Source organism: Pseudomonas asiatica (assembly GCF_009932335.1).
Taxonomy (GTDB): domain Bacteria; phylum Pseudomonadota; class Gammaproteobacteria; order Pseudomonadales; family Pseudomonadaceae; genus Aquipseudomonas; species Aquipseudomonas asiatica.
Window position 1 is genome coordinate 218,534 of record NZ_BLJF01000003.1, and the last position, 25,311, is coordinate 243,844.

Consider the following 25,311-nt stretch of genomic DNA (forward strand, 5'->3'; position numbering starts at 1 on the left):
AGTGGCCAAAAGGGGATCGATATGGCCAAGCTCTTTGGCCCACTTTTCCTGTACCGGCCTCTTCGCGGGCAAGCCCACGAAGAGGCCGGTACAGGTCAACCGCGGAAGTGACTGGGCGCGACGCCACTCCAACGCTGGAAGGCATGCCGAAAACTGGCGGTCTCGCTGAACCCCAGGCACTCGGCAATCCGATAGATCGGCATCTGCTCATCAGCCAGCAACTGCTTGGCCCGCTCGAACCTCAGTTCATCCAGCAGCTGTTGATAACTGCTGCCCAACGCCTGCAAATGCCGGCGCAGGGTGCGCGATGAGCAGTTCATCTGCCGCGCCAGCCCTTCCAGCCCGGGCGCTGCATCCAGTTGCTGCGCCAGCAGTTGGCGAATCCGCCCCAGCCAGGCCTGGCGGCCGGTGAATTCCAGGTTCAGGCGTCGGCAGCGTTCGCTCATGGCCTTGTGGGTAATCGGGTCGGCCAGCGGCAGTGGCGTGTCCAGCCAGCGCCGTTCGAAGGCAAAGGCATTGTCCTCGTCGTCGAAACCTACCGGGCACTGGAATGCCCCGGCATAGAGAGCATGGTAACCGGGCCGTGGGTGTTCAAAACGAGCACCCAGCAGGGGCAGCGGGCGGCCGAGCAGGTCGTCGCAGATGACCTTCAGCGACACCAGGCAGAACTCTGCATTGAAGGCGGTCAGCGCCGGGCTGTCGTGGTAGTCGCTGGCGCTGAGCCAGATGCGCTGGCCGTCGTCGAGCAAACGCAGTTTGAAGACTGTTCCCAGCAGTGCCGGATACTGCAGCGCCAAGCGCAAGGCGTCACCCAAAGTGGCACTGGAGAGCAGGGCGTAACCGAGCATGCCGTAGCACGACACATGCATGCGCTGGCCCAGCTCCAGGCCTATATCTTCGCGTCGGGCAACGGCGTTGGCGCACACCTGCAGTTCCTGCTGGGTGGTGATACGCGCATCGGCATGGCCCAGGTCTGCCGGGCCGATGCCGCTGCCGGCCAGCAGCGCCGACGCCTCGCAACCGTCTGCCTGGAAGACGTTGAGGATCAGCGAAACCGCGTTGAGGGTGGTCAGGTGGCTGTGCAGCATGCTGGGTAATCCCGTTGGCCTGGGACGCATTATGGAGCAAGTTGTGTGCCGATGTTCGGGGGGCTGCAAAGCAGCCCCCAAATCCTTCAGGCAAAAAAAAGGCCCGAAGCATAGGCTCGGGCCTTGGAAAGGTTGAGAGGTGTCTAGTCCCTCGACCTGGTGAGACTGTTTACAGCGGCCTGGTTACGCCTTCAGCGGAACCAGACGGGGAGCGATCATGTTTTCCGGACGCAGGATGTCGTCGAGCATCGCGTCGTCCAGCAGCTTCTCTTCACGCACCAGTTCCAGTACGCCGCGGCCGGTTTCCAGGGCAACGCGGGCGATACGGGTGGCGTTTTCGTAGCCGATGTACGGGTTCAGTGCGGTGACCAGGCCGATCGAGTGCTCGACCAGTTCACGGCAGCGCTGTTCGTTGGCGGTGATACCGACGATGCAGTGCTCGCGCAGCATGTCCATGGCACGTTGCAGCAGGCGGATCGAGTCGAAGATCTTGTAGGCGATCAGCGGCTCCATCACGTTCAGCTGCAGCTGGCCACCTTCGGCGGCGACGGTCAGGGCCAGGTCGTTGCCCATGATGGCGAAGGCCACCTGGTTGACGGCTTCCGGGATAACCGGGTTGACCTTGCCTGGCATGATCGAACTGCCTGGCTGACGCGCTGGCAGGTTGATTTCGTTGATGCCGGTGCGTGGGCCGCTAGACAGCAGGCGCAGGTCGTTGCAAATCTTCGACAGCTTGACTGCAGTACGCTTGAGCATGCCGGAGAACAGTACGAAGGCGCCCATGTCGGAGGTGGCTTCGATCAGGTCGGCAGCCGGTACCAGCGGTTGGCCGCTGATGGCAGCCAGGCGCTGTACGGCCAGGGCCTGGTAGCCAGGGTCGGCGTTGATGCCGGTACCGATGGCGGTACCGCCCAGGTTGATTTCGGTCAGCAGTTCCGGGGCCAGCGAGCGCAGGCGCTGCAGGTCTTCGGTCATGGTGGTGGCGAAGGCACGGAATTCCTGGCCCAGGGTCATCGGTACGGCGTCCTGCAGCTGGGTACGGCCCATCTTCAGTACGTGGTCGAACTCTTTACCCTTGGCAGCGAAGGCCTGGATAAGGCTGTCGAGGCTGGCCAGCAGCGCGTCGTGGCCCAGCAGCAGGCCCAGGCGGATAGCCGTCGGGTAGGCGTCGTTGGTCGACTGCGCCATGTTCACGTCGTTGTTCGGGTGCAGGTACTGGTACTCACCCTTCTGGTGGCCCATGGCCTCCAGCGCAACGTTGGCGATCACTTCGTTGGCGTTCATGTTGGTAGAAGTACCAGCACCGCCCTGGATCATGTCCACCACGAACTGGTCGTGGTAATCGCCTTTGATCAGGCGGGCGCAGGCTGCGGTGATGGCAGCGTGCTTGGCATCGCTCAGGTGGCCCAGCTCACGGTTGGCGTCAGCAGCAGCCTGCTTGACCATGGCCAGGGCCACGACCAGCTTCGGATAGTGCGACAGCGGAACACCGGAGAGGTGGAAGTTGTTGGCAGCGCGCAGGGTCTGGATGCCGTAGTAGGCATCTGCAGGAACTTCAAGGGTACCCAACAAATCTTTTTCGACGCGGAACGATGCAGCGGAGGACATGATGTATATCATCTCGATTTTGACCCGGCACATGCCGGAATGGCGCCAATCCTAGGCCTGAAGGTGATTTTGCGGCCAATGCTGTTGCACGCTAACCTATGCACAAACGGCATAGTGTTTCATGTGACGCCAATTGATGTTCGAGCGTGTTCCATTTTGGTGCACGCCAGGAGATGTGCTTCGTGAACCTTGAAAGCAAATGGCTGGAAGACTTCAGCGCGCTGGCTGCGACCCGCAGTTTTTCCCAGGCTGCAGAGCGGCGTTTCGTTACCCAACCTGCCTTCAGCCGGCGTATACGCAGTCTGGAAGCAGCTTTGGGCCTGCAATTGGTGAATCGTTCCCGCACGCCGATCGAACTGACCGAGGCCGGGCAGCTGTTTCTCGTCACCGCGCGTACTGTTGTCGACCAATTGAGCGAAATTCTCCGCCATTTGCATCACCTGGAGGGCGGGCAGGGTGAAGTGGTACAGGTGGCCGCTGCACACTCGCTGGCGTCGGGCTTTTTCCCGCGTTGGGTGGCCCAGTTGCGCAACGATGGTTTGAACATCGCCACCCGCCTGGTTGCGACCAACGTCGGAGATGCCGTGCATGCATTGCGTGAAGGTGGCTGCGACCTGATGCTGGCCTTCTATGACCCGGATGCCGCCTTGCAGATGGATGCCGAAATCTTCCCGTCGCTGCACATGGGCACCACTGAAATGTTGCCGGTGTGCGCCGTGGATGCCGACGGCAAGCCGTTGTTCGACCTGGAAGGCGAGGGCAGTGTGCCGCTGCTGGCGTATACCGCCGGCGCTTTCCTCGGTCGGTCGGTCAATTTGCTGCTGCGCCAGCGAAACCTGCGCTATACCACCGTCTACGAAACCGCCATGGCCGACAGCCTCAAGAGCATGGCGTTGGAGGGCATGGGCATCGCCTGGGTGCCGCGCCTGTCGATGCGTGGCGAACTGGAGCGGGGCGAACTGGCGATCTGCGGCGGCAGCCAGTGGCATGTGCCACTGGAAATTCGTCTGTACCGCTGCGCACTGGTGCGCAAGGCCAACGTCCGCTTGTTGTGGCGCAAGCTTGAGTCGTCAGGCGCACAAGGTGAGGCTTCAGTTTGAGTTGTATTTCAAGTAGTCCGCGATATTCGCGCGATTCTTGTCGCTGTAGCGGTAGCAATTGGATCGGGCCGGTACACGGGGGTGGGTGTACGTTTCACACACCCAGCCATTGAATTTCAGTTCGGCATCTTCGTGCGTGGCGCCTAGCAAATGACCGATTTCATGGGCTGGAGCACCGTATGCACCTGCCGACGCAATAGCCGTGTTTTGCTTCTGATAGGCAAGGCCGGCGTTATAGTTCAGACCGCTGTGATCATAGCTGTTGCGCGTCAGCAGCAGCTGTTTATCCATAAAGGAAAAGGATGGGTGGCGCTGTTGTTCATGCAGTTGCCGGGTGAAGGCCTCGAGTAGTTGAGCGGACGGCATTCCTGCATAAGCAATATCGGTAATGTGTTCTACCTCGCGTTGAAATATGACCTCGATGGACTGTTGGCTGAAACTGCGCATCTCGTCCAGCCAATGCTGAAAGAAGTCCTTGTTCAATTGTTCATTGCTCATGTCGGCAAGGTCGTCGTGAACATAGACGGTGACGGTAAGCGAGCGGGCAGCAGTAGCAGCTGGCAGTTGCAAGCTGAGCACCAGGCCACACGAAAGCGCGAAGAGGCGTGAAACACTCATATGTACGTACCTGAGTTTTCGAGATCGGGGATACAAGCGTCTGGTATTCGTCGACCCAGAGGCGGCAGGAAAAAGTTGTCCTGCGAGACAGCTTGCCCTTTGATCCGACATGTGCTTGCGGGGGTGGGCGCAGGGCCTTGAAATACGCTACAATCCCGCGCCTTCGGCCGACCTGGTCGATTTAGAATCCGTATGACAAGCCACGCCGGCCCACCTGCGTGGCTTGTTGCTTTTAGCGCGCCAGAAGGCGCTTGCAGGAGAGGCTCGACGATGAGTGCACTGGTTGGCGTGATCATGGGCTCCAAGTCAGATTGGTCCACCCTTAGCCACACCGCCGATATGCTGGAAAAACTCGGCATTCCCTACGAGGTGAAGGTGGTTTCCGCCCACCGTACCCCGGATCTGCTGTTCCAGTATGCCGAGGAGGCTGAGGGTCGTGGCATCGAGGTGATCATCGCCGGTGCCGGTGGCGCTGCCCACCTGCCAGGCATGTGCGCCGCCAAGACCCACCTGCCGGTGCTGGGTGTGCCCGTACAATCGTCGATGCTGTCGGGTGTCGATTCGCTGCTGTCGATCGTGCAGATGCCAGCCGGCGTGCCGGTTGCCACCCTGGCCATCGGTCGTGCCGGTGCGGTCAACGCCGCGCTGCTGTCGGCCAGCATCCTCGGTGCCAAGTACCCGCAGTACCACGCGGCGCTCAAGCAGTTCCGCACGGAACAGACCGACACCGTGCTGGACAACCCAGACCCGCGCCAGGCTTGAGGCTCAACCCATGAAGATCGGTGTAATCGGTGGCGGCCAGCTGGGCCGCATGCTGGCCCTGGCGGGTACCCCGCTGGGCATGAACTTCGCCTTCCTCGACCCGGCGCCGGACGCCTGTGCTGCGCCGCTGGGCGAGCACCTGCGTGCCGACTACGGCGACCAGGACCACCTGCGCCAGCTGGCCGACGAAGTCGACCTGGTCACCTTCGAGTTCGAAAGCGTCCCGGCCGAGACCGTGGCCTTCCTCTCGCAGTTCGTGCCGGTGTACCCCAGCGCCGAAGCTCTGCGCATCGCCCGTGACCGCCTGTTCGAGAAGAGCATGTTCCGCGACCTGGGTATCCCTACCCCGGCCTTCGCCGACATCCTCTCGCAGGCCGACCTGGACGCCGCGGTGGCCAGCATCGGCCTGCCGGCCGTGCTGAAAACCCGCACCCTGGGTTACGACGGCAAGGGCCAGAAGGTGCTGCGCACGCCTGAGGACGTGGTCGGTACCTTTGCCGAGCTGGGCAGCGTACCTTGCCTGCTGGAAGGCTTTGTGCCGTTCACCGGCGAAGTGTCGCTGGTGGCCGTGCGTGCCCGTGATGGCGAAACCCGCTTCTACCCTCTGGTGCACAACACCCACGAAAGCGGCATCCTGCGCCTGTCGGTCGCCAGCCAGGCGCACCCGCTACAGGCCCTGGCCGAAGACTACGTGGGCCGCGTGCTCAAGCAACTGGACTATGTGGGCGTGATGGCCTTCGAGTTCTTCGAAGTCGGCGGCGGCCTGAAGGCCAACGAAATCGCCCCGCGCGTGCACAACTCCGGGCACTGGACCATCGAAGGCGCCGAGTGCAGCCAGTTCGAGAACCATCTGCGTGCCGTCGCCGGCCTGCCGCTGGGCTCGACCGCCAAGGTCGGCGAGAGCGCGATGCTCAATTTCATCGGTGAAGTGCCGGCGGTGGAAAAGGTCGTCGCCATCGGTGACTGCCACCTGCATCACTACGGCAAGGCGTTCAAGGCCGGTCGCAAGGTTGGCCACGCCACCCTGCGCTGCCACGACATGGCCACCCTCGAGCGCAAGATTGCCGAAGTAGAAGCCCTGATCGGCAACTGATCGAACTTCTACCAGCGGCTTGCCCTCTGAAATGGCAACGAGCCAAAGCGCTGTCTAGGCTTTGGCTTGTTCCATCTTCACTGCAGAGGGATTGCCATGGGTATCATTGGAACCATCTTCATCGGCCTCATCGTTGGCCTGCTGGCCCGCTTCATCAAGCCGGGCGACGACAGCATGGGCTGGATCATGACCATCCTGCTGGGGGTTGCCGGCTCCCTGCTGGCCACCTACGGCGGTCAGGCGCTGGGCATCTATCAGGCCGGGCAGGCTGCGGGATTCCTTGGCGCGCTGGTCGGTGCCGTGATCCTTCTGGTGATTTACGGATTCATCAAGAAGCGCTGATTAGTGGTTAGAATGCCCGGCAATTCACTGGAGTTGCCGAGCATTTTCATGCGTGCCTTTTTCCTCGTCTCACTGTTGTTGGCCAGCACCCTGGCCCATGCCGAACTGCCTGAAACCGACTGGCTGGAGCTGATGCCCGAGTCTGACCAGCAGGCGCTCGAGCAAATGCCCGAAATCGACCACAACTCGCCGGAAGCCATGGGTACCTTTACTGACAAGGGCGGCCTGAAGCAGAACAAGGGCCTGCCGGCGGTGATGTACTCGACCAAGACTGTGGCGGCCATGAATGGCAAGGATATTCGCCTTGGGGGCTACCCGGTACCGCTGGAGAGCGATGCCAAGGGCAACAGCACGCTGTTCTTCCTGGTGCCGTACCCAGGCGCGTGCATCCATGTGCCGCCGCCACCGCCGAACCAGCTGGTGCTGGTGCGCTACCCGAAGGGTCTGAAGATCGATGATATCTACACACCGCTGTGGGTCAGCGGCAAGCTGAAGGTGGAGAAGGTCAGCAATGACCTGGCCGATGCGGCCTATGCGCTGGATGCCGGGAAGGTGAGGGTGGTGGAGGACGCAGACCTCTGATTGCCTGCACCGGCGCTTTCGCAGGTTTACCCGCGAAGGGGCCCGAACAGGCACTGCAAGACTCAGATCATTTCACAGCCAATCCTGACCCCCAGCGAGCTGCTGCCCCCAGGCTTCAATTCCACCAGGTCATCCCACACATTCGCCGTCTCGATGCACAGCATCCGCTGCCCCCCATCGTCGGCCATGTCCGGCAGTTCCCTGGCCCGTTCAGTCCAAGGGTTCCAGATCACCGCCGAGCGCGACCCACTGCTGGTCAAGGTAATGCGCCGCTCCCAGTGCGGGTCGACGATGCTCAGGGTTTGCGGGGTCGCCAGGTAGATCCGGTCAGTCTCCCCGGCAAACGCCAGCGGCCCCTTCTGCTGGCGCTGCTCCCAGTCCGCCAGGGTCTCGATATAGCTCAGCCCCTCCACCCCTTCGACCCGCGCCTGGCGCACGTCACTGACCGCGAAGTAGCTGTGCAGGGCCTGGCTGATGGTCACGGGGGTATTGCCCATGTTGCGGCTGGTCAGGTTCAGCTGCAGGTCCTCGCCCAGCTCCACTACCAGCTTCAGCTCGACGTCATGAGGCCAGCCAGGCAGGTCACCCTGCGCTTCCGGCAGTTCAAATTCGATGCGCAGGCCTTCGCCCGCTTCCTCGATACCCAGCAATTGCCAGTCGCGCGCGCGCGCCAGGCCGTGGGCGGGTGCCTGTTCGCCGTGGTACATGGCCTGCACGGCCTGGGGGTTGCGCTGCAGGTTGCCGAACCACGGCCAGCACACCGGCACACCGGCGCGTACCGACTTGCCCTTACGGAAGATGGCCTGGTCGCTCAGCCACAGCAGCGGTGGCTGGCCAACGCGCTGGTAGCTGAGGATCTGTGCGCCCTGCTGGGCGATCAGTAGTTCGGCGTGGTCGCTGCTGATACGCCAGCAGTTGAGTTCGCCATGTTGCTCGGTTACGACCTGGAAGGTAGCCATTGCATTTATCTCATTGATTGCCAGTGGGCCTTGGACCCGGGCACATGCAATGAGTTTACCGCCGGCGTGGCTCAGCGACGAGGTACGGAGCGGGTGCGGCCACTGCCGTCGATGGCGACGAAGACGAAGACTGCTTCGGTGACCTTGCGCCATTCGCTGGACAGCGGGTCGTCGCTCCACACTTCGACCATCATCTGGATCGAGCTGCGGCCGATTTCCAGGGTCTGGGTATAGAACGATAGCTGCGCGCCGACGGCGACCGGGACCAGAAAGGCCATGCGGTCGATGGCCACGGTGGCCACGCGGCCGCCGGCGACACGGCTGGCCATGGCGGTGCCGGCCAGGTCCATCTGGGCGACCAGCCAGCCGCCGAAGATGTCGCCAAACCCGTTGGTTTCGCGCGGGAGTGCGGTGATCTGCAAGGCCAGGTCGCCTTGCGGGATTGGATCTTCTTGTTCGAGCTCAATCATGCGATGGGGCCTCTGACCCGTGACGCTTTTCGTTGGTGTGGCGCAAAGGCCGGGTAAACGATTCAGCTTGAAACATACTACGCCGATTTCGTTTCACTGGGCGGCCGTAGGGAAACTCTGCGAAACCGCCTGACAGTAATGACCGGCGTTTTCGCACAACATCCCACGTTAGGAGCAACCTTTTCCTACGAAGTGCCAGTATATAGAGCATAACGGCCAGCGACGACCGCGCATTCATGAATATGTGTAGGGATTTTGTATCGCTTTCGGCGCAGCTCAGCAATTTGCTATCTTCGCCTGTCTTCCAATCCAGAAGCCGCATGCCAAGCGGCCTGCATGCCCACAAAGAGAACAATGAGCGATGACCTCCGTGCCGAGCAGTATCGAGCAGCCTTCGCGGCCGCTGACCCGCAGTGACTACAAGACCCTCTCACTGTCCGCCCTGGGCGGCGCGCTGGAGTTCTACGACTTCATCATTTTTGTGTTCTTCGCCACAGTGGTCGGCAAGCTGTTCTTCCCGGCTGACATGCCCGAATGGCTGCGCCTGATGCAAACCTTTGGCATTTTCGCCGCCGGCTACCTGGCGCGGCCGCTGGGCGGCATCATCATGGCCCATTTCGGCGACCTGCTAGGGCGCAAGAAGATGTTCACCCTCAGCATCTTCATGATGGCCCTGCCAACGCTGATCATGGGCCTGCTGCCCACTTATGCACAGATCGGCATGTGGGCGCCGATCCTGTTGCTGCTGATGCGCGTAATTCAGGGCGCGGCTATCGGCGGCGAGGTACCGGGCGCCTGGGTGTTCGTGTCCGAGCATGTGCCAGAGCGCAACACCGGCTACGCCTGCGGCACCCTCACTGCTGGCCTGACCGCAGGTATCCTGCTTGGCTCGCTGGTGGCGACCCTGATCAACACTGTGTACAGCGCACAGGAAGTGGCAGATTACGCCTGGCGTATCCCGTTCCTGCTCGGCGGTGTATTCGGCCTGTTCTCGGTGTACCTGCGCCGTTGGCTGCACGAAACCCCGGTGTTCGCCGAGATGCAGCAGCGCAAGGCGCTGGCCGAGGAGCTGCCGTTGCGCGCGGTGCTGCGTGACCATCGCGGTGCGATCATCCTGTCGATGCTGCTGACCTGGATGCTGTCGGCCGCCATCGTGGTGCTCATCCTGATGACTCCGGCGCTGCTGCAGAGCATCTACCACATCAGCCCCACCGACTCGCTCAAGGCCAACAGCCTGGCCATCGTGCTGCTCAGCTTCGGCTGCATCGGCGCTGGCAGCCTGGCCGATCGCTTCGGCGCGGGCCGGGTGTTCGTGATCGGCAGCCTGCTGCTGCTGGCGACCTCCTGGACCTTCTACCACAGCCTGCCGACCCGGCCCGAGCTGCTGTTCCCGCTGTATGCAGTGACCGGCCTGTGCGTGGGCGTGATTGGCGCGGTGCCTTATGTGATGGTCAAGGCGTTCCCGGCGGTGGTGCGCTTCAGCGGGCTGTCGTTCTCGTACAACGTGGCCTACGCGATCTTTGGCGGGCTGACACCGATGGTGGTGACTGCGCTGCTGAAAGTGAGCCCGATGGCGCCGGCCTACTATGTGGCGGGGCTGTGTGCCGTTGGTCTGGTCGTGGGTCTGTACCTGCTCGCCAACAAGCGCTGATCTACGCCAGGGCTACTGGCCTCTTCGCGGGCACGCCCGCTCCCACAAGGGTCACACAGCCCTGTCTGCGGGCGTGCCCGCGAAGAGGCCAGACCTGCTTTTGATGATGGCCTTTCATCCAATTGTCATATTCAAGTCATATCGTATTCATGCGGCCTACAGATACTTGGGCCCGTTCCATCCAACACCCCAATATTCCTGCTAGGAGCAAGGCATGAAACTGAAGCGTTTGATGGCGGCCCTCACCTTTGCCGCCGCTGGCGTTGCAACCGCCAACGCGGTAGCCGCTGTCGATCCTGCGATCCCGACCTACACCAAGACCACTGGTGTTTCGGGCAACCTCTCCAGCGTCGGTTCGGACACCCTCGCCAACCTGATGACTCTGTGGGCCGAGGCCTACAAGAAGGAATATCCGAACGTAAACATCCAGATCCAGGCTGCCGGCTCCTCCACCGCGCCACCCGCGCTGACCGAAGGCACCGCCAACCTCGGCCCGATGAGCCGCAAGATGAAGGACGTCGAGCTGCAGGCCTTCGAGCAGAAGTACGGCTACAAACCGACCGCCATCCCGGTCGCCGTAGACGCCCTGGCTGTGTTCGTGCACAAGGACAACCCGATCAAAGGCCTGACCATGGCCCAGGTCGACGCCATCTTCTCTTCCACCCGCCTGTGCGGTGGCAAAGCCGACGTCAAGACCTGGGGTGACCTGGGCGTGACCGGCGACCTGGCCAACAAGCCGGTGCAGCTGTTCGGCCGTAACTCGGTATCGGGCACCTACGGCTACTTCAAGGAAGAAGCCCTGTGCAAAGGCGACTTCAAGCCTAACGTCAACGAACAGCCTGGCTCGGCTTCGGTCGTGCAATCGATCAGCTCCTCGCTGAACGGCATCGGCTACTCGGGTATCGGCTACAAGACCGCCAGCGTCAAGACCGTGGCCCTGGCCAAGAAGGAAGGCGGTGAGTTCGTTGAGGACAATGAAGCCAACGCCCTGAACGGCACCTACCCGCTGTCGCGCTTCCTGTACGTCTACGTCAACAAGGCCCCGAACAAGCCTCTGGCCCCGCTGGAAGCCGAGTTCGTCAAGCTGGTGCTGTCGCAAGCTGGCCAGCAGGTCGTGGTGAAGGATGGCTACATCCCGCTGCCGGCCAAAGTCGTCGACAAGACCTTGGCTGACCTGGGCCTGTCCCACGCAGGTAACGTCGCAAAAAAGTAAGTAACTGAAGGGGAGGCCGGCGCTGATGCCCGGCCTCTTCCACGAAGCTCCAGTCCGAAGCCAGGTTTCCTGTGCGGCGGGCTTTCGTGCGTCACCACTTTGTAATGTTTTTGTCACACGGGACCGCTAGGGTGTGCGCATGAATGATCTGGCCAATTCCAACATGACCCAAAACTCCCAGCCCGTGCGGATTGATTTCAATACGCCGGAGTTGCAACGCAAGCGCCGCATGCGCGCGCTAAAGGACCGCCTGACCCGCTGGTATGTACTGGTAGGCGGGCTTGCCGTATTGGCGGCTATCACCCTGATCTTCTTCTATCTGGCCTATGTGGTGCTGCCGCTGTTCCAGGGGGCCGAGCTGACCAGCAAAAAAGCCCTGGAGCCGACCTGGCTGCAACAGGATGCCGGCAAGCCGCTGATGATCGCGCTTGAAGAGCAGAACCTGGTGGGCATGCGTGTTTCGGACAAGGGCCAGGCACTGTTCTTCGATACCAAGACCGGTAACGAGCTCAAGCGTGTCGACCTGCCACTGCCGGCAGGCACCCAGGTCACTTCGATCAGTGCCGACCAGCCGGGTAGCCCGCTGGTGGTGCTGGGCTTGTCCAATGGCCAGGCGCTGGTGTTTCACCACACCTACAAGATCACCTACCCGGACAACAAGAAAACCATCGCCCCCGGCATCGACTACCCGTACGGCGAGCAGCCGTTCGTGCTCGACGAGCAGGGGCGTGCGCTGGATCATGTCAGCGTAAACGTCAATGGCGACACCCTGCTGCTGGCTGCTTCCACCGGCGCGCACCTGCAGGTGGTCGAGTTGACCCGCACCGAGAACATGATGACCGAAGAGGTCACGACCGAGCAGAACCGCATCGAACTGCCGCAGATGACCGAAACGGTGAAGAACATCTTCATCGACCCGCGTCAGCAGTGGCTGTACGTGATCAACGGCCGTGCCACCGCGGACGTGTTCAACCTGCGCGACAAGAGCCTCAACGGCCGCTACAAACTGTCTGAAAGCGCCGACACCGAAATTACCGCCACCGCCCAGCTGGTCGGCGGCATCTCGCTGATCATCGGTGATTCCAAGGGCGGCCTGGCCCAGTGGTTCATGGCCCGTGACCCGGATGGTGAATCGCGCTTCAAGCTGATCCGCACTTTCCAGATGGGCAAGGCCGCAGTCGTGCAGATCGACGCCGAAGAGCGTCGCAAGGGCTTCGTGGCCCTCGACGCCGCAGGCGAGCTGGGCGTGTTCCACAGCACCGCGCACCGTACCCTGCTGGTCGAGCCGGCCGCCGAAGGCCCAGGCATCCTGGCCCTGTCGCCACGTGCCAACCGCATCATCATCGAGGAAGGTGGCAAGCTGCTGCCACTTAGCCTGCGCAACCCGCACCCGGAAATTTCCTTCAGCGCGCTGTGGGGCAAGGTGTGGTACGAGAACTACGACGAGCCGAAATACGTCTGGCAATCGACCGCTTCGAACACCGACTTCGAGCCCAAACTGAGCCTGTCGCCGCTAACCTTCGGTACCCTCAAGGCTGCGTTCTACGCCATGATCCTGGCGGCCCCGCTGGCGATTGCCGCGGCCATCTACACTGCCTACTTCATGGCCCCGGGCATGCGCCGCAAGGTCAAGCCGGTGATCGAACTGATGGAAGCGATGCCGACGGTGATCCTCGGCTTCTTCGCCGGCCTGTTCCTGGCCCCGTATCTGGAAGGCCACCTGCCGGGCGTGTTCAGCCTGTTCCTGCTGATGCCGCTCGGTATCCTGCTGGCCGGCTTCGCCTGGACCCGCCTGCCCGAGTCGATTCGCCTGCGTATCCCGGATGGCTGGGAAGCGGCGATCCTGATCCCGGTCATCCTGTTCACCGGGTGGTTCGCCCTGACCATGAGCCCGCACCTCGAGAACTGGTTCTTTGGCGGTGACATGCGCCTGTGGATCACCAACGACCTGGGGATAACCTACGACCAGCGCAATGCCCTGGTCGTGGGTATCGCCATGGGCTTCGCGGTCATCCCGAACATCTACTCCATCGCCGAAGACGCCGTGTTCAGTGTGCCGCGCAGCCTGACCCTGGGCTCCCTGGCGCTGGGTGCGACGCCCTGGCAGACCCTGACCCGCGTGGTCATCCTCACCGCCAGCCCAGGTATATTCTCGGCGCTGATGATCGGCATGGGCCGTGCGGTGGGCGAGACCATGATCGTGCTGATGGCCACCGGCAACACCCCGGTGATGGAGCTGAACCTGTTCGAGGGCATGCGCACCCTGGCCGCCAACGTGGCGGTGGAAATGCCGGAATCGGAAGTCGGCGGCAGCCACTACCGCGTGCTGTTCCTGGCCGCGCTGGTGCTGCTGATGTTCACCTTCATCATGAACACCTTGGCCGAGCTGATTCGCCAGCGTCTGCGCAAGAAATACTCGTCGCTTTGATAGAAAGGTAGCGATCCGTGAAAAAGGATTCCCTCAAAGGCTGGTTCAAGAGCGGCGCCCCAGGCGTCTGGATGAGCGGCGGCGCGGTGGCCATGGCAGTGATCATGACCGTTGGCCTGCTGGCGGTGATTGCCGTGCGCGGCCTGGGCCACTTCTGGCCGGCCGATCTTGTCCAGGCTACCTACAAGGTGCCGGGCCAGGCCGACCATGTCGTCATTGGCGAAGTGGTGCAAAAGGAAGAAGTACCCCGTGCCCGCCTGAAGGGCGCTGGCCTGCCAGTGCCTGACCAAGGCCCGGAGTTCATGACCCGTGAGCTGATCAAGGTGGGCAACCGCGACCTCAACGGCAGCGACTTCACCTGGGTGGTCGGCGACTGGCTGGTCGACGAAAGGCACCCGACCGACCTGGTCGCCCTGGAGCGCCGCGAGTGGGGCAACTTCTACGGTTACCTGGTCAGCGTCAAGGAAGAAGGCCGCGTGGTCGCCGAAGGCGCTGCGGCCTGGGCCGAGCTGCAGGCCCGCCTCAAGCGCGCCAACCAGCTCAACAGCGAACTGCAAAGCCTCGAAAAGAAAGACATCGGCGCCATCAACCATGGCCTCGAGCGCCTGCGTCTGCAAGCGCGCAAGCTGGAGCTGGACGGCAAGCTGGACGCCGCCGCCCAGGCCGATATGGACGCCGAGCGCGCCGAGCTGAACAGTCGCTACAAGGCCATCGAAGACCGCCTGGCCGGTCTGCACCAGGCCTTCGCCCGCGACAGCCTGGTGGCCCGTGATGGCAACGGCCGTGAAGTGGAAATCAACCTCAGCAAGGTGGTGCACGCCATCCAGCCTAACGCCATGTCGGGGTTCACCAAGCTGGGCACCTACTTTACCAAGGTCTGGGAGTTCCTCAGCGATGACCCGCGTGAAGCCAACACTGAGGGCGGTATCTTCCCGGCCATCTTCGGTACCGTGATGATGACCCTGATCATGGCCGTGATCGTCACCCCGTTCGGTGTGCTGGCTGCCGTGTACCTGCGCGAATACGCCAGACAGGGCCCGGTGACCCGCTTGATCCGCATCGCGGTGAACAACCTGGCGGGTGTGCCGGCGATCGTCTACGGCGTGTTCGGCTTGGGCTTCTTCGTCTACGTGCTGGGTGGCTCGATCGACCGCCTGTTCTTCCCCGAAGCACTGCCGGCGCCAACCCTGGGTACCCCAGGCCTGTTGTGGGCATCGCTGACCCTGGCGCTGCTGGCCGTGCCGGTGGTGATCGTGGCCACCGAGGAAGGCCTGGCGCGTATCCCGCGCACCGTGCGCGAAGGCTCGCTGGCCCTGGGCGCTACCAAGGCCGAAACCCTGTGGAAGATCGTCCTGCCGATGGCCAGCCCGGCGATGATGACCGGCATGATCCTCGCCGTGGCCCGCGCCGCCGGTGAAGTGGCGCCGCTGATGCTGGTGGGTGTGGTAAAGCTGGCTCCATCCCTGCCGGTGGACGGGAACTACCCGTACCTGCACCTGGACCAGAAGATCATGCACCTGGGCTTCCATATCTATGACGTCGGCTTCCAGAGCCCCAACGTAGAAGCCGCGCGGCCGCTGGTATACGCCACGGCGTTGCTGCTGGTGCTGGTGATCGCGGCCCTCAACCTCTCGGCCGTGTGGATCCGTAACCACCTGCGCGAGAAGTACAAGGCCCTCGACAGCTGATCCTGATTGCAAGCGTGCCGCCCGTTAAACGGGCGGCCCTTAGAAACGAATTGTTAGCGTATGGAGTTGACCATGCAGCAAGAATCCCATACCCACGGCATCGACATGTCTGCCCTGGGCCGCGACAAGCAGAGCCTGCGCCTGGCCGAAGAAACCGTAGCCATCGAAGTGCCGGGCCTGAGCCTGTTCTACGGTGACAAACAAGCGCTGTTCGATGTGCAGATGAACATTCCCAAGCAGCGCGTGACCGCCTTTATCGGCCCGTCCGGCTGCGGCAAGTCGACCCTGCTGCGCACCTTCAACCGCATGAACGATCTGGTTGATGGTTGCCGCGTGGAAGGCGCCATCAACCTGTATGGCAATAACATCTACCGCAAGGGCGAAGACGTGGCCGAGCTGCGCCGTCGTGTGGGCATGGTGTTCCAGAAGCCCAACCCGTTCCCAAAGACCATCTACGAAAACGTGGTCTACGGCCTGCGGATCCAGGGCATCAACAAGAAGCGCGTGCTGGACGAAGCGGTCGAATGGGCGCTGAAGGGCGCGGCACTGTGGGACGAGGTCAAGGACCGCCTGCACGATTCGGCACTGGGCCTGTCCGGTGGCCAGCAGCAGCGTCTGGTCATCGCCCGCACCATCGCCGTGGAGCCGGAAGTGCTGCTGCTCGACGAACCGTGCTCGGCACTGGACCCGATCTCGACCCTGAAAGTCGAGGAACTGATCTACGAATTGAAATCCAAGTACACCATCGTCATCGTGACCCACAACATGCAGCAGGCGGCCCGTGTTTCGGACTACACCGCGTTCATGTACATGGGCAAACTGGTCGAATTCGGGGATACCGACACCCTGTTCACCAACCCGGCGAAGAAACAGACCGAAGACTACATCACCGGTCGCTACGGCTAAGCCTGGCCAGCCAGGGCACGACACGAACTACTTGAAGCTTGCAGCTTCTTCGCGGAGCGAACGATGATCAACAAAGAAAGCCTTACGCATCACATTTCCCAGCAGTTCAACGCCGAGCTCGAAGAGGTGCGTAGCCACCTGCTGGCCATGGGCGGCCTGGTCGAAAAACAGGTCAACGACGCAGTCACTGCGCTGATCGAAGCCGACTCGGGCCTGGCCCAGCAAGTGCGCGAAGTCGACGAGCAGATCAACCAGATGGAGCGCAACATCGACGAGGAGTGCCTGCGCATCCTCGCCCGTCGTCAGCCGGCGGCCTCCGACCTGCGTCTGATCATCAGCATCTCCAAGTCGGTGATTGACCTGGAGCGCATCGGTGACGAGTCGACCAAGATCGCCCGCCGCGCCATCCAGCTGTGCGAGGAAGGCGAGTCACCGCGTGGCTATGTCGAGGTGCGCCACATCGGCGACCAGGTACGCAACATGGTCCGTGACGCGCTGGACGCCTTTGCCCGCTTCGACGCCGACCTGGCACTGTCGGTGGCCCAGTACGACAAGACCATCGACCGCGAATACAAGACCGCCCTGCGTGAGCTGGTGACCTACATGATGGAAGACCCGCGCTCGATCTCGCGGGTACTGAGCGTGATCTGGGTCCTGCGTTCGCTGGAGCGTATCGGCGACCATGCGCGCAATATCTCCGAGCTGGTGATCTATCTGGTGCGCGGCACCGACGTGCGTCACATGGGCCTCAAGCGCATGACGGCAGAAGTGCAAGGCACTGCTGTTTCCGACGGCGAAAACGCTAATGTTCCGGCTGAACCTGACGATAAGTAAGGTTGCTCCCGAGCATCGACGCCCGGCCTTGGCCGGGCGTTTTCGTTTGCGGTCGAGGAGCCGGCAGGCACCCGCGAACGATGTGAAGAAGTCCCGGCGTGACCAGGTTGTAGCAAGTGGCCATTATTCGGCGGTAGGCTAGTCGGGATTCAGAAGGAGTATCGATGAGTAAAGTGAATGTGCTGGTCGTGGATGACGCCCCGTTTATCCGTGATCTGGTCCGCAAATGCCTGCGCAATGCCTTCCCGGGCATGACCATCGACGATGCCGTCAACGGTCGCAAGGCAATGGCCATGCTGGGCAAGGAAGCGTTCGACCTGGTTCTGTGCGACTGGGAAATGCCGGAAATGTCCGGCCTGGAACTGCTCACCTGGTGCCGCCAGCAGCCTGAGTTGAAGAACCTGCAATTCATCATGGTGACCAGCCGTGGCGACAAGGAAAACGTCATCCAGGCGATTCAGGCGGGCGTTTCCGATTTTGTCGGCAAGCCATTCACCAACGAGCAATTGCTGACCAAGGTGAAAAAGGCCCTGACCAAGATCGGCAAGCTCGACAGCCTGATGTCCAGCGGCCCGGCACGGGTCAACTCGGCGTTCGCCAATGACTCGCTGAATGCGCTGACAGCCGGCAAGCCTGAAGCGGTGAAGGTCGCGGCGCCAGCTCCGGCACCTGCAACCGCACCCGCCAGGCCATTGGCCAATACCCCCCGGCCCGCCACTCCCGCGCCGACCGGCCGTGGCCAGGGCCAGTTGCGCCTGGCCGGCGGCATGCAGCCGTGCGTGATCAAGGCGCTGAGCCTGAAAGAGGCTCTGCTGGTGGTGCGCCGTGGCGAAGCGCTGCCCCAAGTACTGGAAGGCGCAGTGTTGGACCTGGAACAGGGCGAGAACGCCGAAGTTGCGCGCCTGAATGGCTACCTGCATGCCGTCGCGGCACTTGAGCCCAAGCCCGACAGCGATTGGTTGCAACTGACCTTCAAGTTCGTCGATCAGGATGCCCAGAAGCTCGACTACCTGTCGCGGCTGATTGCCCGCGGGACGGCGCAGAAGCACTTTACCCCTGGTGCCTGATCCCAGTCTCACACCGCATTTTTTGTGGGAGCAGCCTTGTGCTGCGAATGGGCTGCGGAGCAGCCCCCAGGCATGAATGCCGCCGCAAGCATTGCCGGGGCTGCTTTGCAGCCCATTCGCAGCACAAGGCTGCTCCTACAAAAAACTGCGCACCCCAGGGCCATCCGACCAACTGTCATACCCGCCGCAAAACCCCCTGCTAGGCTTCGACAAATCATAACTGTCAAAAAGCCACTATCATGCCCGCCCGCCTGCTGCTGTTCTGTGCATTGCTCATGGCCTCGGCGTCGAGCCTGGGCATGACTATTTACGAGATCACCGATGATGGCCGTGTGACCTCCTATTCCGACCGGCCCGGCCCCGGTGCCAAAACCTTTGTGCGGCGCGTGCCTATGGTCGAGGTGCCCGAAGGCCAGGTTCTGCTGAACGCGATAACCTTCAACGGCGGCGTGAGCTTTTCGGCCCGCAACCAGCTACACGTGCCAGTGGAGGTGGAGTTGCGCCTGGACAACCTGGTGAACGCACAAGGTGGCAATGCCCCGCGTACCGTGCGCCGGGTACTGCCGCCGCGCACCACGCAAATGCTCAGCGTGCTCAGGGGGCGCCCCGGGATGCTGCTGAACTACCGCTCGACCCTGCTACAGGCCATGGGCGACCCGGGCAAGCGGCCCCAGGGCTTCCGCTATGCATTCCCCTGGATTGGCGGGCCGTTCCGCGTGACCCAGGGCCCCAATGGCCGGGTCAGTCATTTTGGGCCCAAGGGGCGTTACGCCATGGACATCGCCATGCCCGAAGGCACCACCATCATCGCGGCGAGGGAAGGGGTGGTGGTGAAGACGGAGAACAGCCAGAGCGGGCGCGGCCCCAACCCCTCGGGCAATTTCGTCAGGATCCTGCACCCGGACGGTACCATGGGTGTGTACCTGCACCTGATGCGCGGTTCGGTGGTGGTGGCAGAGGGGCAACGGGTGCGGCAGGGGCAGATGTTGGCCAAGTCGGGCAATACCGGCAACAGCACCGGGCCGCACCTGCATTTCGTAGTACAGCGCAATGTGGGGTTGGCGCTGGAGTCGATACCTTATCGGTTCGACAGGCCGATTGGTGGGTTGCCTGACTTTACCGCGGGTAACCCCTGAGATTTTTGGGGCTGCTTTGCAGCCCCCTGGCCCTCAATCCAGCTTGAGCACCTTGGCCAGCACGATCTTCGGCCCTTTCATCTTCTTGATGATGATGCGCAGCCCTTCGACCTCCAGCACTTCCTCTTCTTCAGGCACGCGCTTGAGTGTCTCGTAGACCAGCCCCGCGAGGGTTTCCGCCTCGATATGGTCAAGGTCGACGCCCAGCAGGCGCTCGACCTTGAACAGCGGCGTGTCGCCACGCACCAGCAGCTTGCCCGGCTGGTAGGCGAGGATGCCGCGCTCGGTCTTGCGGTGCTCGTCCTGGATGTCACCTACCAGCACTTCCAGCACATCTTCCATGGTCAGGTAGCCAATCACCTTGCCATCGGCTTCCTCCACCAGCACGAAGTGCGCGCCGCCCTTGCGGAACTGCTCCAGCAATTGCGCCAGGGGCATGTGCCGCGACACGCGCTCCAGCGGCCTGGCCAGGTCGTCGAGGTCGATGGTTTCGGGCAGGTGCTCGAGTTCGGCCAGTTCCAGCAGCAGGTCCTTGATATGCAGCAGGCCGGTGAACTCCTCACGCTCGGCGTCGTACACCGGGTAGCGGCTGAACTTGTGGCGGCGCACCAGCGCCAGGATCTGCTTCAACGGCGCATGGGCGTCGATGCTGACCATGTCCTCGCGCGAGTTGGCCCAGTCGACCACCTCCAGCTCGCCCATTTCCACGGCCGAGGCCAGCACGCGCATGCCCTGGTCGCTCGGGTCCTGGCCACGGCTGGAGTGCAGGATCAGCTTGAGTTCTTCACGGCTGTAGTGGTGCTCGTGATGCGGGCCGGGCTCGCCCTGGCCAGCAATGCGCAGGATGGTGTTGGCGCTGGCATTGAGCAGGTAGATGGCCGGGTACATCACCCAGTAGAACAGGTACAGCGGCACGGCGGTCCACAGCGACAGCAGTTCTGGCTTGCGGATGGCCCAGGACTTGGGCGCCAGCTCACCGACCACGATGTGCAGGTACGAAATGACGAAGAAGGCGACGAAGAACGAGATCGCTTTGATCAGCTCGGGCGTGTCCACGCCAAGGTATGCCAGCAGCGGCTCGAGCAGGTGGGCGAACGCCGGTTCACCGACCCAGCCCAGGCCCAGCGAGGCGAGGGTGATCCCCAGCTGGCAGGCCGACAGGTAGGCGTCGAGCTGGTTGTGTACTTTGCGCAGGATGCTGCCACGCCAGCCATGCAACTCGGCGATGGACTCGACGCGGGTAGCGCGCAGCTTGACCATGGCGAACTCGGCGGCAACGAAGAAGCCGTTGAGCAGCACCAGGAGCAAGGCAAAGATGATCATGCCGAAATCGGCGAATAACGAGGTGAGGCTGATACCAGGGGAAGGGTCCATGATGGAGTTTTTACGGGGTCCGTCTTCGAGATAGAGAGAAAAAAAGTGCCAGCTCTTGCTGGCACAGGGGGTCCAATGTAGCGGCTGGGACCGTAAAAGCAAAGGGCGATGGATTCTTTGGGGGCGCTTTGCGCCCCATCGCGACACAAGGCCGCTCCGCGATCCCGTGTAGGAGCGGCCTTGTGTCGCGATGGGCTGCAAAGCAGCCCCCGAGGCCCTCAAGCCTTGCCGTTGGCCAATTGTGCCGGCGCGAAGTGACAGGTAAACGTACTGCCATGCCCCGGCACGCTGCTGATCTCCAGCTTGCCGCGGTGGCGCATCAGCACATGCTTGACGATCGCCAGCCCCAGCCCGGTGCCCCCGGTATTCGACGCACGGCTGGAGTCGACCCGGTAGAAGCGCTCGGTCAGACGTGGCAGGTGCTTGGCATCGATGCCCACCCCCGAGTCCTGCACCGACAGGTGTGCGCCCTGGGCATCGGCCCACCAGCGAATCCGGATGCTGCCTTCGTCCTGGGTGTACTTGACCGCGTTGAACACCAGGTTGGAAAAGGCACTGCGCAGCTCTGACTCGCTGCCCTTCAACTGCACACCGGGCGCGGCTTCAAGGGTGATGCGCTGTTTGCGGGGCCCGGACAGAGCCTGGGCGTCGTTCTTGATCGCGCAGAGCAAGGCATCGACCGCCACCGGGTGGTTGTCCGACGGATAGTCGGTGGCCTCAAGCTTGGCCAGCAGCAACAGGTCGTTGAGCAGTGTCTGCATGCGTGAGCCTTGCTGGCTCATCTGTTGCAGGGCTCGGCTCCAGCGCGGGTTCACGTCCTCGACGTTGTCCAGCAGGGTTTCCAGGTAGCCGGTGATGACCGTCAGCGGAGTGCGCAGCTCGTGGGACACGTTGGCGACGAAGTCCTTGCGCATCTGCTCCAGCTGGTGGATGCGGGTAACGTCGCGCACCAGCATCAGGTGCTCGTTGTTGCCGTAGCGGGTGATGTGCAACTGCACGCGCATGCGGTCGTTGATCGGCGAAGGGATTTCCAGCGGCTCGAGGTAGTTTCCTGCCTCGAAGTACTCCTTGAAGCGCGGGTGGCGCACCAGGTTGGTCACCTGCTGGCCGCCGTCCTGTGGGGTCTTGAAGCCCAGCAGGGTCTCGGCGGCGCGGTTCCACCATTCCAGGTTGCCATCGCTGTCGAGCATGATCACTGCGTCTCGCAGTGCGGCAGTAGACTCCTGCACCCTGTCGATCACCGCCTGCAGGCGGCCGCGTACACGCTGGTCGCGGCGTTGCAAGTGGTAGATGCTGTCGAACACCTCGCCCCACAGCCCGTAGCCATCGGGCGGTGCTTCGTCGGGTTGGTGGTTGCGCAGCCAGTCATGCAGGCGCAGCAGTTGCTTGAGGGTCCAGCCCAGGTAGAGCGCCAGGCCGATGGCCAGGCTCCAGCCATAGTAGCCACTGAGCAGCCCACCGATCAGGCAGACGGTAATCAGCAGTAGCAGGTGGCGAATCAGGGTCGCGTGCCAGTTCTGGTTCAATTGACGGTCCTTGTACAACGACGTGCAGCTTGGCGCCTTTCAGCTCGATCAGCTCTTGGTCGAGAAGCGGTAGCCGGTGCCCCGGACGGTTTGTACCAGATTTTCGTAGGCTTCACCCAGCGCCTTGCGCAGGCGGCGGATGTGTACGTCGACGGTGCGTTCCTCGACATAGACGTTACCGCCCCATACCTGGTCCAGCAGTTGGCCACGGGTGTAGGCGCGCTCCTGGTGGGTCATGAAGAACTGCAGCAGGCGGTATTCGGTAGGGCCCATCTCGGCTGGCTTGCCGTCGATGGTCACGCGGTGGCTGATCGGGTCGAGCAGCAGGCCACCGACTTCGATCGGTGCCTCGCTGTCGCTCGGGCCGGTGCGGCGCAGCACGGCTTTCAGGCGGGCGACCAGCTCGCGTGGTGAGAACGGCTTGGTGATGTAGTCGTCGGCACCCACTTCCAGGCCTTGGATCTTGTTGTCCTCTTCACCCTTGGCGGTGAGCATGATGATCGGGATGTCGCCGGTCAGCTCGTCGCGCTTGAGGCGGCGGGCCAACTCGATGCCGGAGGTGCCCGGCAGCATCCAGTCGAGCAGTATCAGGTCCGGTTTGCGGTCGACGATGATCGCGTGGGCCTGTTGGGAATTTTCCGCTTCCAGGCAGTCATAGCCGGCCATTTCCAGGGCAACGGCGATCATCTCGCGAATTGGTGCTTCGTCGTCGACGATCAGAATGTTCCTGCCAACCATGCTCAAAACCTCTCCTGGATACGGTGTCTTGGCCCGCATTAGATAACGGAATTATTGCAGCTGTGTGACAGGGTGTTGGCCGTTCTGGCGACATTCCGTGACTGAACTAGGCTTGAAAGGGCCGTGGTTGCGGCAACTTGAACCCAATCCCCCCGAAACAATGGTGAATCCAATGACACGACAAACGCTGAGCTGGATGGCCCTTTTCACTGCGCTGGCGCTCCCGGGGGTGGCCTTGGCCGACCATGCGATGGAGAAGGGCGGCATGTTGGTCGATCATGCCGGCATGACCCTGTACACCTTCGACAAGGATGCGGGCGGCAAGTCGATGTGCAATGGCGAATGCGCCAAGAACTGGCCGCCGCTGATGGTCAAGGCCAATGACGAACCGGCCAAGGACAAGTGGACAGTAGTGATGCGCGATGATGGCAGCAAGCAGTGGGCCTATGACGGCAAGCCGCTGTACACCTTCATCAAGGACAAAAAGGCCGGCGACATGACCGGTGACGGCATGAAGGACGTCTGGCACGTTGCCAAGCCTTGAGATTGCCGGGGCCGCTTTGCGGCCCATCGCGACACAAGGCCGCTCCTACAGGAATGCGCGATACCCTGTAGGAGCGGCCTTGTGTCGCGATGGGCTGCAAGGCAGCCCCAGAATATTCAGCGCAGTGCGTAATCCAGCACCACCCCGATAAACACCAGCATCCCCGCCCAGTGATTGTGCAGAAACGCCTTGAAACACGACTCCCGGTCCAGCTTGCGCGTCGACCAGTACTCCCAGGCAAAGCACGCCGCCGCGCCCAGCAGCCCCAGGTGGAACCAGCCACCCAGCTCGAAGCGGCTGCCGGCCAGCAACAGGCAGCCCAGCGATAGCAGCTGCAAGGTCAGGATGATGGTGCGGTCGGCATCGCCGAACAGGATGGCGGTCGACTTCACGCCAATCTTCAGGTCGTCATCACGGTCGACCATGGCGTAGTAGGTGTCGTAGCCCACCGTCCACAGCAGGTTGGCGATATACAGCAGCCAGGCGCTGGCCGGCAGCTCGCCACCCGCTGCGGTGAAGGCCATGGGAATGCCCCAGGAATACGCCGCCCCCAGCACCACCTGCGGGTAATAGGTGTAGCGCTTCATGAACGGGTAGCAGAACGCCAGAGCTACCGCACCGAACGACAGCCACACCGTGCGGCTGTTGGTGCACAGCACCAGCAGGAAGCTCACTCCGACCAGGATGGCGAATAGCGCCAATGCTTCGCGCGGGCGGACCCGGCCGCTGGCCAGGGGGCGGTCGGCGGTGCGTTTGACGTGGCCGTCCACCTTGCGGTCGGCAAAGTCGTTGATGCAGCAACCTGCGGCGCGCATCAACACCACACCGAGGCCAAAGATCAGCACGTTGGCCAGGGTTGGTGAACCGTTGCCAGCAATCCACACCGCCGACAAGGTCGGCCACAGCAGCAGGTAGATACCAATTGGCCGGTCCATGCGGCTGAGCTGGACAAAGTCCCAGGCCCGTGGGTGCAGGCGGTTGAGAGACTTCAGCAGTTGCAGGTACATCAGCGGTTTTCCTCCTTGGCCGCTTGCCACAATGCCGGCAGAAACACCTCTGCCACCAGCAGGTCCAGGCCGCCACGTTCGAAGCGCGACCGGCGGCCCCACAGCGCAGTATGGGCGGCCTCGCTCGGCAGCCAGGCCTGTGGATAACTGCACACCTCGATGGGGTGGCGGATGAATGCCTGGTCGCAGAACAGCAACTCGCCCAGCGAACGGCTGCCCAAGGTTTCAAGGTCCAGCCCGCCGCGCTCCAGGGCGCTGCGGCTGGCGACGCTGCGGGCGAACACCCAGGGTTGGCCATGGCCGCGCAGGTATACCTCGCGCACCCAGCCTTCGGCACCGGCTGCGATGCCCAGTGCCTGGCATTCGTCATCGCGCAGCGGTTGCCAGCCCTCGAACAGCGGGGTAACGGAGAAGTGGTCGTTGGACAGGCGGGTCAGGCGACGGGTCAGCGAGCCCTCGTCGAACAGCCAGTCAAGGGTGGGCTGGTCGATGTCGGTCGCCAGCCGTGAATACGGCAGCCACGCGACAGCGGCTGCTTGCGGGGATTCGTACGACACGTCGGTCTGCTTGTTACAAC

Annotated in this window: 24 protein-coding genes; 14 read left to right on the forward strand and 10 right to left on the reverse strand. The window is 62.5% G+C overall.

Annotated features, from left to right (window positions below; translation table 11 throughout):
• Window positions 1-95 precede the first annotated feature (95 nt).
• Both GYA95_RS23595 and aspA read right to left on the reverse strand, forming a co-directional pair.
• Window positions 96-1,088 (reverse strand): AraC family transcriptional regulator, encoded by a 993-nt coding sequence (locus tag GYA95_RS23595; RefSeq protein WP_015272357.1) that lies wholly within the window; start codon window positions 1,086-1,088, stop codon window positions 96-98.
• Window positions 1,089-1,271: 183 nt separating this feature from the next.
• Window positions 1,272-2,696, reverse strand: a complete 1,425-nt coding sequence (gene aspA / locus GYA95_RS23600) for an aspartate ammonia-lyase (RefSeq protein WP_003260072.1) — start codon at window positions 2,694-2,696, stop codon at window positions 1,272-1,274.
• Between the two features lie 182 nt (window positions 2,697-2,878).
• Between aspA and GYA95_RS23605 the strand changes: the two genes are divergently transcribed.
• Window positions 2,879-3,796: a LysR substrate-binding domain-containing protein gene (locus GYA95_RS23605; RefSeq protein ID WP_013974829.1), complete on the forward strand. Its 918-nt coding sequence runs from the start codon at window positions 2,879-2,881 to the stop codon at window positions 3,794-3,796.
• Here GYA95_RS23605 and GYA95_RS23610 read toward each other — a convergent pair.
• Window positions 3,788-4,414 carry a zinc metalloprotease gene (locus GYA95_RS23610; protein WP_015272356.1) on the reverse strand — a complete coding sequence of 209 codons (627 nt, stop codon included), beginning with the start codon at window positions 4,412-4,414 and terminating at the stop codon, window positions 3,788-3,790. The two genes, GYA95_RS23605 and GYA95_RS23610, sit on opposite strands and share 9 nt — an antisense overlap.
• Before the next feature lie 270 nt (window positions 4,415-4,684).
• Between GYA95_RS23610 and purE the strand changes: the two genes are divergently transcribed.
• The 4 genes from purE to GYA95_RS23630 all read left to right on the forward strand — a co-directional run bounded on the left by purE (window position 4,685) and on the right by GYA95_RS23630 (window position 7,193).
• Window positions 4,685-5,176: a 5-(carboxyamino)imidazole ribonucleotide mutase gene (purE, locus tag GYA95_RS23615; protein ID WP_003253304.1), complete on the forward strand. Its 492-nt coding sequence runs from the start codon at window positions 4,685-4,687 to the stop codon at window positions 5,174-5,176.
• A 10-nt stretch (window positions 5,177-5,186) separates the two neighbouring features.
• On the forward strand, window positions 5,187-6,269 hold the full coding sequence (locus tag GYA95_RS23620) for a 5-(carboxyamino)imidazole ribonucleotide synthase (RefSeq protein ID WP_015272355.1): 1,083 nt from the start codon (window positions 5,187-5,189) through the stop codon (window positions 6,267-6,269).
• 96 nt (window positions 6,270-6,365) lie between these two features.
• Window positions 6,366-6,611 (forward strand): GlsB/YeaQ/YmgE family stress response membrane protein, encoded by a 246-nt coding sequence (locus tag GYA95_RS23625; protein WP_015272354.1) that lies wholly within the window; start codon window positions 6,366-6,368, stop codon window positions 6,609-6,611.
• Window positions 6,612-6,659: 48 nt separating this feature from the next.
• A complete protein-coding gene (locus GYA95_RS23630; protein WP_015272353.1) occupies window positions 6,660-7,193 on the forward strand; it encodes a DUF3299 domain-containing protein in 534 nt (177 codons plus the stop codon).
• Window positions 7,194-7,255: 62 nt separating this feature from the next.
• Here GYA95_RS23630 and GYA95_RS23635 read toward each other — a convergent pair whose 3' ends face one another.
• Together GYA95_RS23635 and GYA95_RS23640 are read right to left on the reverse strand one after the other, a co-directional pair.
• The gene (locus GYA95_RS23635; RefSeq protein ID WP_015272352.1) at window positions 7,256-8,152 is read right to left on the reverse strand and encodes a D-hexose-6-phosphate mutarotase; all 897 of its coding nucleotides are present in this window, start codon (window positions 8,150-8,152) and stop codon (window positions 7,256-7,258) included.
• Between the two features lie 71 nt (window positions 8,153-8,223).
• Entirely contained in the window at window positions 8,224-8,622 is a 399-nt protein-coding gene (locus tag GYA95_RS23640) for an acyl-CoA thioesterase (protein WP_003253317.1), read from the reverse strand.
• Between the two features lie 361 nt (window positions 8,623-8,983).
• Between GYA95_RS23640 and GYA95_RS23645 the strand changes: the two genes are divergently transcribed.
• The 8 genes from GYA95_RS23645 (at window position 8,984) to GYA95_RS23680 (ending at window position 19,545) form a co-directional block, all read left to right on the forward strand.
• Window positions 8,984-10,273, forward strand: a complete 1,290-nt coding sequence (locus GYA95_RS23645) for an MFS transporter (RefSeq protein ID WP_015272351.1) — start codon at window positions 8,984-8,986, stop codon at window positions 10,271-10,273.
• A 214-nt stretch (window positions 10,274-10,487) separates the two neighbouring features.
• On the forward strand, window positions 10,488-11,486 hold the full coding sequence (locus tag GYA95_RS23650; RefSeq protein WP_013974822.1) for a phosphate ABC transporter substrate-binding protein PstS: 999 nt from the start codon (window positions 10,488-10,490) through the stop codon (window positions 11,484-11,486).
• A 139-nt stretch (window positions 11,487-11,625) separates the two neighbouring features.
• Window positions 11,626-13,914: an ABC transporter permease subunit gene (locus GYA95_RS23655; RefSeq protein ID WP_015272350.1), complete on the forward strand. Its 2,289-nt coding sequence runs from the start codon at window positions 11,626-11,628 to the stop codon at window positions 13,912-13,914.
• A 71-nt stretch (window positions 13,915-13,985) separates the two neighbouring features.
• Window positions 13,986-15,602: a phosphate ABC transporter permease PstA gene (gene pstA / locus GYA95_RS23660; protein WP_170976287.1), complete on the forward strand. Its 1,617-nt coding sequence runs from the start codon at window positions 13,986-13,988 to the stop codon at window positions 15,600-15,602.
• A gap of 72 nt (window positions 15,603-15,674) precedes the next feature.
• Window positions 15,675-16,508, forward strand: coding sequence for a phosphate ABC transporter ATP-binding protein PstB (gene pstB / locus GYA95_RS23665; protein ID WP_003258171.1), 834 nt, complete (start codon window positions 15,675-15,677; stop codon window positions 16,506-16,508).
• 63 nt (window positions 16,509-16,571) lie between these two features.
• Window positions 16,572-17,342, forward strand: coding sequence for a phosphate signaling complex protein PhoU (gene phoU / locus GYA95_RS23670; RefSeq protein ID WP_013974818.1), 771 nt, complete (start codon window positions 16,572-16,574; stop codon window positions 17,340-17,342).
• A gap of 164 nt (window positions 17,343-17,506) precedes the next feature.
• Window positions 17,507-18,409 carry a response regulator gene (locus tag GYA95_RS23675; protein WP_015272348.1) on the forward strand — a complete coding sequence of 301 codons (903 nt, stop codon included), beginning with the start codon at window positions 17,507-17,509 and terminating at the stop codon, window positions 18,407-18,409.
• A gap of 239 nt (window positions 18,410-18,648) precedes the next feature.
• Window positions 18,649-19,545 carry a M23 family metallopeptidase gene (locus GYA95_RS23680; RefSeq protein ID WP_013974816.1) on the forward strand — a complete coding sequence of 299 codons (897 nt, stop codon included), beginning with the start codon at window positions 18,649-18,651 and terminating at the stop codon, window positions 19,543-19,545.
• Between the two features lie 33 nt (window positions 19,546-19,578).
• Here the strand turns inward: GYA95_RS23680 and GYA95_RS23685 are convergent, their stop codons facing one another.
• The 3 genes from GYA95_RS23685 to phoB form a co-directional block, all read right to left on the reverse strand.
• The gene (locus GYA95_RS23685) at window positions 19,579-20,919 is read right to left on the reverse strand and encodes a hemolysin family protein (protein ID WP_013974815.1); all 1,341 of its coding nucleotides are present in this window, start codon (window positions 20,917-20,919) and stop codon (window positions 19,579-19,581) included.
• 218 nt (window positions 20,920-21,137) lie between these two features.
• Window positions 21,138-22,445 (reverse strand): phosphate regulon sensor histidine kinase PhoR, encoded by a 1,308-nt coding sequence (gene phoR / locus GYA95_RS23690; RefSeq protein ID WP_015272347.1) that lies wholly within the window; start codon window positions 22,443-22,445, stop codon window positions 21,138-21,140.
• A gap of 48 nt (window positions 22,446-22,493) precedes the next feature.
• The gene (gene phoB / locus GYA95_RS23695; protein WP_003253341.1) at window positions 22,494-23,183 is read right to left on the reverse strand and encodes a phosphate regulon transcriptional regulator PhoB; all 690 of its coding nucleotides are present in this window, start codon (window positions 23,181-23,183) and stop codon (window positions 22,494-22,496) included.
• A 172-nt stretch (window positions 23,184-23,355) separates the two neighbouring features.
• Here phoB and GYA95_RS23700 point away from each other — a divergent pair, with 172 nt between their 5' ends.
• The gene (locus tag GYA95_RS23700; RefSeq protein WP_024087921.1) at window positions 23,356-23,727 is read left to right on the forward strand and encodes a COG4315 family predicted lipoprotein; all 372 of its coding nucleotides are present in this window, start codon (window positions 23,356-23,358) and stop codon (window positions 23,725-23,727) included.
• 116 nt (window positions 23,728-23,843) lie between these two features.
• On the opposite strand, the gene ubiA is transcribed toward GYA95_RS23700, so the two are convergent.
• Together ubiA and GYA95_RS23710 are read right to left on the reverse strand one after the other, a co-directional pair.
• Window positions 23,844-24,734: a 4-hydroxybenzoate octaprenyltransferase gene (gene ubiA / locus GYA95_RS23705; protein WP_015272345.1), complete on the reverse strand. Its 891-nt coding sequence runs from the start codon at window positions 24,732-24,734 to the stop codon at window positions 23,844-23,846.
• Window positions 24,734-25,291: a chorismate--pyruvate lyase family protein gene (locus tag GYA95_RS23710; protein WP_015272344.1), complete on the reverse strand. Its 558-nt coding sequence runs from the start codon at window positions 25,289-25,291 to the stop codon at window positions 24,734-24,736. Before GYA95_RS23710 ends, ubiA begins: the two co-directional genes overlap by 1 nt.
• Window positions 25,292-25,311: the final 20 nt, after the last annotated feature.

Coding starts and splice junctions, on each gene's coding strand:
- GYA95_RS23595 (WP_015272357.1), bottom strand. CDS start 1,088: ATGCTGCACAGCCACCTGACCACCCTCAACGCGGTTTCGCTGATCCTC.
- aspA (WP_003260072.1), bottom strand. CDS start 2,696: ATGTCCTCCGCTGCATCGTTCCGCGTCGAAAAAGATTTGTTGGGTACC.
- GYA95_RS23610 (WP_015272356.1), bottom strand. CDS start 4,414: ATGAGTGTTTCACGCCTCTTCGCGCTTTCGTGTGGCCTGGTGCTCAGC.
- purE (WP_003253304.1), top strand. CDS start 4,685: ATGAGTGCACTGGTTGGCGTGATCATGGGCTCCAAGTCAGATTGGTCC.
- GYA95_RS23620 (WP_015272355.1), top strand. CDS start 5,187: ATGAAGATCGGTGTAATCGGTGGCGGCCAGCTGGGCCGCATGCTGGCC.
- GYA95_RS23625 (WP_015272354.1), top strand. CDS start 6,366: ATGGGTATCATTGGAACCATCTTCATCGGCCTCATCGTTGGCCTGCTG.
- GYA95_RS23630 (WP_015272353.1), top strand. CDS start 6,660: ATGCGTGCCTTTTTCCTCGTCTCACTGTTGTTGGCCAGCACCCTGGCC.
- GYA95_RS23635 (WP_015272352.1), bottom strand. CDS start 8,152: ATGGCTACCTTCCAGGTCGTAACCGAGCAACATGGCGAACTCAACTGC.
- GYA95_RS23640 (WP_003253317.1), bottom strand. CDS start 8,622: ATGATTGAGCTCGAACAAGAAGATCCAATCCCGCAAGGCGACCTGGCC.
- GYA95_RS23645 (WP_015272351.1), top strand. CDS start 8,984: ATGACCTCCGTGCCGAGCAGTATCGAGCAGCCTTCGCGGCCGCTGACC.
- GYA95_RS23650 (WP_013974822.1), top strand. CDS start 10,488: ATGAAACTGAAGCGTTTGATGGCGGCCCTCACCTTTGCCGCCGCTGGC.
- GYA95_RS23655 (WP_015272350.1), top strand. CDS start 11,626: ATGAATGATCTGGCCAATTCCAACATGACCCAAAACTCCCAGCCCGTG.
- pstA (WP_170976287.1), top strand. CDS start 13,986: ATGAGCGGCGGCGCGGTGGCCATGGCAGTGATCATGACCGTTGGCCTG.
- pstB (WP_003258171.1), top strand. CDS start 15,675: ATGCAGCAAGAATCCCATACCCACGGCATCGACATGTCTGCCCTGGGC.
- phoU (WP_013974818.1), top strand. CDS start 16,572: ATGATCAACAAAGAAAGCCTTACGCATCACATTTCCCAGCAGTTCAAC.
- GYA95_RS23675 (WP_015272348.1), top strand. CDS start 17,507: ATGAGTAAAGTGAATGTGCTGGTCGTGGATGACGCCCCGTTTATCCGT.
- GYA95_RS23680 (WP_013974816.1), top strand. CDS start 18,649: ATGCCCGCCCGCCTGCTGCTGTTCTGTGCATTGCTCATGGCCTCGGCG.
- GYA95_RS23685 (WP_013974815.1), bottom strand. CDS start 20,919: ATGGACCCTTCCCCTGGTATCAGCCTCACCTCGTTATTCGCCGATTTC.
- phoB (WP_003253341.1), bottom strand. CDS start 23,183: ATGGTTGGCAGGAACATTCTGATCGTCGACGACGAAGCACCAATTCGC.
- GYA95_RS23700 (WP_024087921.1), top strand. CDS start 23,356: ATGACACGACAAACGCTGAGCTGGATGGCCCTTTTCACTGCGCTGGCG.
- ubiA (WP_015272345.1), bottom strand. CDS start 24,734: ATGTACCTGCAACTGCTGAAGTCTCTCAACCGCCTGCACCCACGGGCC.